This window comes from Phenylobacterium sp. (assembly GCF_030693805.1).
Lineage (GTDB): Bacteria > Pseudomonadota > Alphaproteobacteria > Caulobacterales > Caulobacteraceae > Phenylobacterium.
Genome location: NZ_JAUXZW010000305.1, coordinates 1 through 7727 on the forward strand (window position 1 = coordinate 1; position 7727 = coordinate 7727).

A 7727-nucleotide genomic window follows, 5' to 3' on the forward strand; every position below is an offset into this window, starting at 1 on the left:
GCCGCCAGGCGGTCGCCGCGCCCGCCGCCACCCCCGACACCGCGCCTTGAGCCCGCGCCGGGGACGTTGCGCGCGCCACGCCGCGTGCTAACCAGAAGCCTGTCTCCGCCGACCGCCAGGTAAAATCCTCCGATGCCGCCAGAGCTCCAGTCGCCGGAGATCCAGGCCTTCGCCACAGGCTTCCCCGTCACGCTGCTGCATGCGGCGGTGACCACGCTGATCCTGTTCCTGGCCGTGACGCTCTACGTTCTGCTTACGCCGCACCGGGAAATCCGCCTGATCCGCGAGGGCAACGCCGCCGCCGCGGTGTCGCTGGGCGGCGTGTTGGTGGGGCTGGCGATCCCGCTCGCGGTGTCGCTGACCGCTTCCACCTCGGTGGTCGAGATCGGCGTCTGGGGCGTCTCGACGGTGATCGTCCAGTTGCTGGTCTTCCGGCTGGTCGACATCGTGCTGCGCGGCTTGCCGCAACGCATCCAGGAGGGCGAAGTCGCCGCCGCCGCCCTGTTGGTCGGCGCCAAGCTCGCCACCGCGCTGATCATCGCCGCCGCCGTGGCCGGCTGAGCGGGCCATGCATTTCCCCCGGCTACCCGACTGGGCCGTCTATGCGGCGGTGGTCGCAGCCCTGCTGGTCGCCGCCGTCGGTCGCCAGGAGCGCGCCGATGCGCCGCCTGCCCCGCCAGAGCTGGACGAGGGAATGTTGGGCCCGGCCTCGCCGTTCGATCCGGGCGTCGTGGTGGACGTGCCGGGCCAGGCCTCGCCCGGCGTCGGCACCGCCTTCTCCGTGTCCGACAGCGGCGTCTGGATCACCGCGCGCCATGTGGTCGACGGCTGCGCCCGCACCGCCATCGTGATCGGCGAGGGCCAGGGCGTCGCCGCTCAGGTGCAGATCGACCCCCGTGGCGAAGCGGCGATCTTGACGACGGATGGCGGGGCCCCGCCGCTGCCCCTGGGTCTTAGCGCCGGCCTGCGACGCGGCGAACGCGCCTTCCATCCGGGCTACCCACAGGGCCGTCCCGGCGAGGCCACCTCACGCCTGCTCGGGCGCGAGACCTTGATGGTTCGGGGGCGAGGCGCCCGCGCCGAGCCCGTGCTCGCCTGGGCCGAGACTGGCCGGACCGACGGCCTGGAGGGCACGCTGGGCGGCCTCTCCGGCGCGCCGGCGCTGGACTCCGCCGGCCGGGTGATCGCGGTCACCGTCGCCGAGTCGCCGCGTCGTGGGCGGATCTACACGACTGTCCCGGAAACGGTGAGCGACGCCATCGCCTATTCCCACAAGCGGGCCGCAACCTTCGCGGCCGGCCAGCCGGTGACCACCGACAACTACGGCCGCGTGGCCGACGGGCTGCGCCGCGACCTGCGCGTGGCTCAGGTGATCTGCCTGACGACCTAGGCTGTTTGCGCTTGGCCTTGGCTCTGGGCCGGCGTCTGTGTGGGCGGCTGACGCCGCGCGACCATGAACACCAGCACGATCGCCGCGACCCCGATCGCCGCCGAATAGAAGAAGAACGAGACGTAGCCTGCGCCGAGCGCCGCGGCGCTGACCTGGGACTTGGCCGCTGCGGCGGCGAAGGTCTCCGGCGGCAAGCCCGTGAACAGGCCCTTCAGCATCGCCGCCGGCCCGCCGGCGTCAGCCGATTTCGCCGTGGCCTCGACCAGCCGTCCGGACTGCGACGCAAGCAGCTTGCCGGGCAAGGAATAGAGCGAGGAGAACAGCGCGTACTGGGTGGCGGTGAACCCTGCGCTGGTCAGGCTGGACATGTAGGCGATGAGGCAGGTGCCCGAGAAGCCCGAGGCGATGTTGTCCACGCCGATGGCGACGAACAGGGCGGGCAGGGCCGGCCCCTGCGCCGCCAGCCAGGCGAACACCAGATTGCTCAGCGGGCCCGCGAACGCGCCGATCACCAGCGCCCGCATCAGCCCCAGCCTGACAACCGCCAGCCCGCCCAGGAACACGCCGGCCATCGACATGAACATGCCGAAGAACTTCCGCACCTCGGCGATCTCGGTCTTGGTGAACCCCAGGTCCAGGTAGAACGGGTTCATGATGTTGAGCACGAAGTCGGACAGCCGGTAGAGGCAGATGGTCGCCAGGATCAGCCCCGCCACGCGGCCGTAGCGCCCGAAGAAGTCGCCCAGCGGCTCGCCGAACGCGGCCCCCAGATAGATCCCTGGCCGGGTGCGCATCGAGCGTAACGGCCTTGCTGCGACGAAGATGATCAATCCGCCCACGATCACCCCGGCCACCTGGGCGAACACGCCCCAGGGCTTGACCTCCCAGATGGCGGTGAGGCTTTCGCCCGCCGAGGACAGACCGAGAAGGCCCAGCAAACCGGCCAGCAGGTCGGCGTTGCCCGACAGGCCGGAACCCAGCACCAGGGCGCCTAGGGCGAACAGCGCCAATCGGATCGCCCATTCGAAGACCTCTCGCGCTGGCGAGGCGGCGACGCCCTCGGCGTGGATCGGCCGGATCTGGTGCTGGGCTTCGCGCGGGGCGCCCAGCACGCCCAGCACGCCCACCACCATGAGGCCTGCCATCACGGCGTAGGAGAAGTTCCAACCGTGGCTCTCGGCCAGCACCAGCGGCGCCGCGCCCGCGGTCAGCGTGGCGATGCGATAGCCCCACTGGTAGGCCGCAGCCATCGCGCCCTGTTTCTCGACCTCCGCCACCTCGATGCGCCAGGCGTCGATGACGATGTCCTGGGTCGCCGAGGTGAAGCCCACGAACACCGCGAAGGTGGCCATGAGGCCGAGCTGGCTGGCGGGGTCCGTGCCGGCCACCAACCACAGGCCGACGATGACCAGGGCCTGGCAGGCCAGCATCCATGAGCGGCGATGGCCGAGCCAGCGGGTCAGCAGCGGCACCCGCGTGCGGTCGACCAGCGGCGCCCAGAGGAATTTGAACGAATAGGCCAGCGTCGCCAGGCTGAAGAAGCCGATCACCTCCAGCGACAGGCCCGCGTCGCGCAGCCAGGCCGACAGGGTGTCGAAGATCAGCAGGTTGGGCAGGCCGGAGGCGAAGCCGAGCGCCAGCATGGCCAGCGAGCGGCGCTCGCCATAGACCGCGATGGCCGACAGCAGGCTGCGCCGGGGCGGGGTGTCGGCGTCCGCGGTCATGGGTCTCGGCCTCGAATCGGGTGCGCGCCGGGAGACCCCGCCGCCGTCAACCGAGCTTGGCCCGCTCCGCGGAGTCCGTCCAGCCGGCCTTGACCCAGCGCGCCAGCATGCCGCGCAAGGCGTCCGGCGACAGCGGCTTGACCAGGAAGTCGTTCATTCCCGCCGCCAGGCAGGCGCGGCGGTCGTCGTCGAAGGCGTTGGCGGTCAGGGCGACCACGGGACTGGCCACGCCGTCGGCCCGCAACCGCCGGGTGGTCTCCGCGCCCGACAGGCCCGGCATGCGCATGTCCATGAGGATCAGGTCGAAGCGGCCCTGCTTCAGCGCCGTCAGGGCGTCCTCGCCGGAGCGCGCGTGGTCCACCGCACAGCCTTCGCGGGTGAGCAGGGTGCGGGCGAGCATGGCGTTGATCGGATTGTCCTCGACCAGCAGCACCCGCGCGCCAGTCGCCACGGCGTGCACGACACGTTCGTCCTCGCCGGGCTGGCCTGTCGTGGCGCCTCCGCCGATCGCCGCCAGCACGCGTTCGGCCAGAGACGCGCGCCGCAACGGCTTGATCAGGTACCCACGAAAGCCCGCCTCGCGGTAACGGGCGATCCGCCCGCGCTCGTCGGGCGCCAGCAGGATCACCGCCGCGCGGCCTTCAGGAGCGCGCAACGCCCGCCCGGCCGGCGCCAAGGCGTGGTCGACCAGCAGCACCGCGTCCTTCGGGGCGCGGCGCGACAGGGTTTCGAGATTGTCCGCGACCAACGCGCGGCCGCCGCTGGCTTCGATCTGACGGCGCGCGCCCTCGCGCACGATGGCGCTGGGCGAGGCGACGCCGACGACCCGCTCGGTCAGCGTGGCGTCGTTCCCAGCGTCCGGGGCGACGTCGAACCGCGCTTCGAACCAAAAGGTCGCGCCGCCGCCGGGGGGACTTTCGACGCCGACTTCGCCGTCCATGGCGTGCGCCAGCCGTCGGGCGATCGCCAGGCCCAGGCCCGCGCCGCCCAGGGAGGCTGCGTGCGGGTCGGCCTGGGCGTAGGCCTCGAACACCCGGTCGCGGGCGGACGCCGGCACGCCTGGCCCGGTGTCGGCGACCACGAACCGAGTGAAGCCCTCTGCGGTGCGCTCAGCGGTCACCAGCACGCCGCCTGCCTCGGTGAACTTGACGGCGTTGCCGGCGAAGTTGAGCAGGATCTGACGCACGCGGCCCTCGTCGGCCAGAATCCGGCCGGCGGCGGGCGGAACCGCCCAGGCGATCTCCAGACCCTTTTCCCGGGCGCGGGGGGACAACAGCTCGCAGACCTGGCGCAACAGCGCCTCCACGTCGACCGGCGCCGGATGCAGCTCGACCTTGCCCTCGCCGAGCTTGGCGAAATCCAGCAGGTCGTTGACCAAGCCCAGCAGATGCTCGCCGCTTTCGCGCAGCGCGGCGACATAGGCGCGCTGTTCGGCGGTCAGACGGGTGCCTTCCAGCAGTCGCGCCATGCCCAGCACGCCGTTCAACGGGGTTCGGAACTCATGGCTGAGCGCGGCGAGCTGGCCCGCGGCGACGCCGGCCTGGACCTTCGCTCCGCGACGCGGCGGGACGGTGCGTTTCATGGCCAGCAGCTTAGCCGCGGCGGCTTAACGCTCGGTCAAGCCGGCGAGACCTCGGTCTCGGCCAGGGACCCTGCGCCCGCGGCGGCCTCGGCCAGGGCGGCCTCGGTCATCTCCTGGGCCAGGGTCAGCAGGGCTGCGCGGGCCCGCGCGCTGGGGATCGCCGCATAGGCATGCAGAATCTCGAGCGCGCCAGGCGTGGCCAGGGCCTTGAACACGTCGTCGCTCTGGGCGCTGAAGCCTTCCTCGCCGACCAGCCAGCCGACGGTGGTCTCCAGCGCCGATGCCGTCGACACCAGGGTGGAGCCCGAAACGCGATTCGCGCCGCGCTCGTACTTCTGCACCTGCTGGAACGACACGCCGATCACCGAGGCCAGTTCGCCCTGGCTGAGGCCGAGCTGGCGGCGACGGGCGCGTATGCGTGCGCCTATGGCCAAATCGATGGGCTCCGGCGGAGCCGCCTCTTTGGGTTGCATCAATGTCTCTAACGTCGATAACTGAACGGGCGTGCGGCCATTTGGCCGACTTAAAGGCAAACTAGACGAAAAACGCGATCAGTCGTGTACTGTTCGCCTTATGCGAGCATTTCAACCATGACCGCTGATCGCGTCGAGCTGCTGACCCCGCGGGAACGGGAATGTCTGCGCCTCGTCGATCAGCATCTCAGTTCCAAGCAGATCGCCCGCGAATTGGGGATGTCGAAGAATTCCGTCGACACCTACTGCGACCGTGCGCGCCGTAAGCTCGGCGTCGACGATCGCTACGCGGCGGCCAAGCTGCTGGCGGCGCGCGAGCGTGATCCAGCTGTCCTGATCGCATCAGGACACGACGCAATCAGGACAGACAGCCCTGAGTTCCCCTGGCCCGATGAGGACGCATCGGGAGAGACGGCTTATGGGCGAACGGCAGAACTTCGGGAACAGGGTGGCGATCGGCAGAGCGATTCGTCTTCGTCGGGAGATCGACGAATTCGAGCAGCGCTGGCCCGCGCCCAACAGCTCGGAGGAAACGACGCCGGCTTTCTCATGGGTGCAGCTGGAACGACAGCTCGTCGATCTGGCCGCAACCGAGATGCAAGCGGAGATGGCTCGCCATTTAGTATCGGCCACACGCAAACTGAGCGCCTTCAAGCCGCCCGAGATGGTGCTGCGGGAAATCCTCTGCCTCACCTGGGTTCTCCTCGACGAGAATTTCAGGCCTGGGATCGGGGAAGGGTCGGACGAAATGACCTAGGCCCGCTTGCTCGCCTGGGGGCGATCGTAGGCGTCGCGATTTTGACGGCGCTTGCTTTCGGCGCGGTGCTTGCCGGGCTTCACGCCCTCCAAGAGCTGGCGCGAGCCCTCGTCCGGACCTGATCCGGCTCGACTTTTGAAATCAACGTCAACCTAGGGGCGCGCCGTGCCATTTCGGCGCGCGGGAGAAAACTCATGCTCAAGCAACGCCGCGCCATCGCCGAGAACATCGCCGATGCTCTGTTCCAAGCCGAAGCCGCGATCGACGCGGCGCTCAGCAAGACCGCCACGCTGACCGGCGTCATGCCGTCGATGCGCGCCCAGGCCGGCCTGTCCGCCCTGATCGGCCAAAGCGCCGTCGAACGCGCCAGCCAAGCCATCATGGCGCTGACCGAAGCCCGCCGCGCCATCGTAGAGACCCACAAGGAGCTCAGCGTCGCGCAAAGCCAGATCGGCCTGGGCGCTGTCGCCCTGGGCGACGAAGGCGGCGACAAGCCTCCGGTCGAAGGCGGCATCGCGGCTCGACTGCGCACCGTCCGCGCCGCCTAAGGTTCGCGCTCGGGTTTCATAAGACCCGACCGTCTGCCAGTGTGGGCCCTCGTGCGAACGAGGGCCCACATTCGTTATGAGCCTGGCGAGCCTGCAACTGTCCCATTGGCTCTGGTGGGTGGCGATCTGCGGCGTCTGCGCCAACGCTGGGTGGCGCGGCGGACCGTCCGAGCGCATCGGTGCGGCGGCGATCTTCGCCGGTTGGATGGTCGCGGTGCTGTTGCCGGACGATCAGTGGCTCCACCTGCGCTGGACCACCACGGTGGTCGACGTTCTGGTGTTCGCCGTGCTGATCTGGCTCGCCCTGCGCAGCGACCGCTACTGGCCGATCTGCGCGGCGGCGTTCCAACTGCTGGCGGTGGTCACCCACGTCGCCCAGATGCTCGACCGCACCCTCGGCAACTGGGTCTACTACAGCGCCGGGGTGCTCTGGGGCTACCTGCTGCTGGTTCCGCTGGCGGTCGGCACATGGACCTATCGGGCGGCGCGGCGGCGAGCGCAGCACGAACTGGCCATGGGGTTCGACCCGATGGTCGGCGACACCCGACGCTGAGCGGCCAAACCGCGCCCGGGCGGATTGGAACGCGCGCCGCGATGAACCGTTTCTCAGCATCCAATCGCCTTAGGAATGCTTCTCATGCGCATCGTCGCCCTCGCCACACTCTCCGTTTCAGCCGCCCTTCTCGCGAGCCCGACGCTCGCCAAGGATCGCGCGCCCACGCAGCAGGAGCAGGCGGCGATCGAAAAGGTGCTTCGCGCCGAAGGCTTCGTGGCCTGGGAGGAGATCGAGTACGACGACGACCGACCGATCCGTCAGCCGGTCTGGGACATCGACGACGCGCGCACCGCGGACGGCAAGATGTTCGACGTCAGGCTGGAGCCCGGCACGCTGAAGGTGCTGCGCCGCACCGCCGACGACTGAACGCGTCAAGCGCTCGTCATCATCATCCCTGGCGATACGCGTCGGTAGATCAGCGCCTCGGCGATGTGGAGGCGACGGACCGACGGCTCGCCTTCCAGATCGGCGATGGTTCGCGCAAGCCGGAGCGTACGGATCCAGCCACGGGCGGTCAGATTGCCGGCCTCCGCGGCGCGTGACAGCAGCGCGCGGGCAGGGGCGTCCATGTCGGCGATAGCGTCCAGGAAGTCTCCGTCCGCCTGGGCGTTGAGCGCAGCCGCGCCTTCGCCGGCCTGCGCTGCGCGATCGGCTTGCAGCCGCCGCGCGGCCAGCACGCGGGCGGCGGCTTCGGCGG

Annotated in this window: 9 protein-coding genes and 2 pseudogenes; 7 read left to right on the forward strand and 4 right to left on the reverse strand. The window is 70.0% G+C overall.

Features of this window, described 5'->3' with window-relative positions; genetic code table 11:
- The first annotated feature begins 132 nt into the window (after positions 1 to 132).
- Together Q8M88_RS11715 and Q8M88_RS11720 are read left to right on the forward strand one after the other, a co-directional pair.
- The gene (locus Q8M88_RS11715) at positions 133 to 561 is read left to right on the forward strand and encodes a DUF350 domain-containing protein (RefSeq protein ID WP_305597337.1); all 429 of its coding nucleotides are present in this window, start codon (positions 133 to 135) and stop codon (positions 559 to 561) included.
- Positions 562 to 568: 7 nt separating this feature from the next.
- On the forward strand, positions 569 to 1390 hold the full coding sequence (locus tag Q8M88_RS11720; RefSeq protein ID WP_305597338.1) for a serine protease: 822 nt from the start codon (positions 569 to 571) through the stop codon (positions 1388 to 1390).
- On the opposite strand, the gene Q8M88_RS11725 is transcribed toward Q8M88_RS11720, so the two are convergent.
- Genes Q8M88_RS11725 through Q8M88_RS11735 form a run of 3 tightly spaced genes read right to left on the reverse strand, consistent with a single transcriptional unit; the run spans position 1387 to position 5169 of the window.
- Positions 1387 to 3114, reverse strand: a complete 1728-nt coding sequence (locus Q8M88_RS11725) for an MFS transporter (RefSeq protein ID WP_305597339.1) — start codon at positions 3112 to 3114, stop codon at positions 1387 to 1389. The two genes, Q8M88_RS11720 and Q8M88_RS11725, sit on opposite strands and share 4 nt — an antisense overlap.
- Positions 3115 to 3160: 46 nt before the next feature.
- Positions 3161 to 4696 carry a response regulator gene (locus Q8M88_RS11730; RefSeq protein ID WP_305597340.1) on the reverse strand — a complete coding sequence of 512 codons (1536 nt, stop codon included), beginning with the start codon at positions 4694 to 4696 and terminating at the stop codon, positions 3161 to 3163.
- 35 nt (positions 4697 to 4731) lie between these two features.
- Positions 4732 to 5169, reverse strand: coding sequence for a helix-turn-helix domain-containing protein (locus Q8M88_RS11735; protein WP_305597341.1), 438 nt, complete (start codon positions 5167 to 5169; stop codon positions 4732 to 4734).
- Positions 5170 to 5286: 117 nt separating this feature from the next.
- Between Q8M88_RS11735 and Q8M88_RS17740 the strand changes: the two are divergent.
- The 5 genes and pseudogenes from Q8M88_RS17740 to Q8M88_RS11755 form a co-directional block, all read left to right on the forward strand.
- A pseudogene (locus Q8M88_RS17740) lies at positions 5287 to 5457 on the forward strand (response regulator transcription factor); the annotation flags it as partial.
- A 130-nt stretch (positions 5458 to 5587) separates the two neighbouring features.
- Positions 5588 to 5926, forward strand: a complete 339-nt coding sequence (locus Q8M88_RS11740) for a hypothetical protein (protein ID WP_305597342.1) — start codon at positions 5588 to 5590, stop codon at positions 5924 to 5926.
- 194 nt (positions 5927 to 6120) lie between these two features.
- A complete protein-coding gene (locus tag Q8M88_RS11745; protein WP_305597343.1) occupies positions 6121 to 6474 on the forward strand; it encodes a hypothetical protein in 354 nt (117 codons plus the stop codon).
- A gap of 76 nt (positions 6475 to 6550) precedes the next feature.
- Positions 6551 to 7027: a hypothetical protein gene (locus Q8M88_RS11750; RefSeq protein WP_305597344.1), complete on the forward strand. Its 477-nt coding sequence runs from the start codon at positions 6551 to 6553 to the stop codon at positions 7025 to 7027.
- 84 nt (positions 7028 to 7111) lie between these two features.
- Entirely contained in the window at positions 7112 to 7396 is a 285-nt protein-coding gene (locus tag Q8M88_RS11755; RefSeq protein ID WP_305597345.1) for a PepSY domain-containing protein, read from the forward strand.
- A 5-nt stretch (positions 7397 to 7401) separates the two neighbouring features.
- Here Q8M88_RS11755 and Q8M88_RS11760 read toward each other — a convergent pair.
- Positions 7402 to 7727: pseudogene (locus Q8M88_RS11760) on the reverse strand (ATP-binding protein); the annotation flags it as partial.

Bases quoted from the DNA above. Each gene is read 5' to 3' on its own strand.
- Q8M88_RS11740 (WP_305597342.1), top strand. From the start codon at position 5,588: ATGGGCGAACGGCAGAACTTCGGGAACAGGGTGGCGATCGGCAGAGCG.
- Q8M88_RS11750 (WP_305597344.1), top strand. From the start codon at position 6,551: ATGAGCCTGGCGAGCCTGCAACTGTCCCATTGGCTCTGGTGGGTGGCG.
- Q8M88_RS11745 (WP_305597343.1), top strand. From the start codon at position 6,121: ATGCTCAAGCAACGCCGCGCCATCGCCGAGAACATCGCCGATGCTCTG.
- Q8M88_RS11720 (WP_305597338.1), top strand. From the start codon at position 569: ATGCATTTCCCCCGGCTACCCGACTGGGCCGTCTATGCGGCGGTGGTC.
- Q8M88_RS11715 (WP_305597337.1), top strand. From the start codon at position 133: ATGCCGCCAGAGCTCCAGTCGCCGGAGATCCAGGCCTTCGCCACAGGC.
- Q8M88_RS11730 (WP_305597340.1), bottom strand. From the start codon at position 4,696: ATGAAACGCACCGTCCCGCCGCGTCGCGGAGCGAAGGTCCAGGCCGGC.
- Q8M88_RS11755 (WP_305597345.1), top strand. From the start codon at position 7,112: ATGCGCATCGTCGCCCTCGCCACACTCTCCGTTTCAGCCGCCCTTCTC.
- Q8M88_RS11735 (WP_305597341.1), bottom strand. From the start codon at position 5,169: ATGCAACCCAAAGAGGCGGCTCCGCCGGAGCCCATCGATTTGGCCATA.
- Q8M88_RS11725 (WP_305597339.1), bottom strand. From the start codon at position 3,114: ATGACCGCGGACGCCGACACCCCGCCCCGGCGCAGCCTGCTGTCGGCC.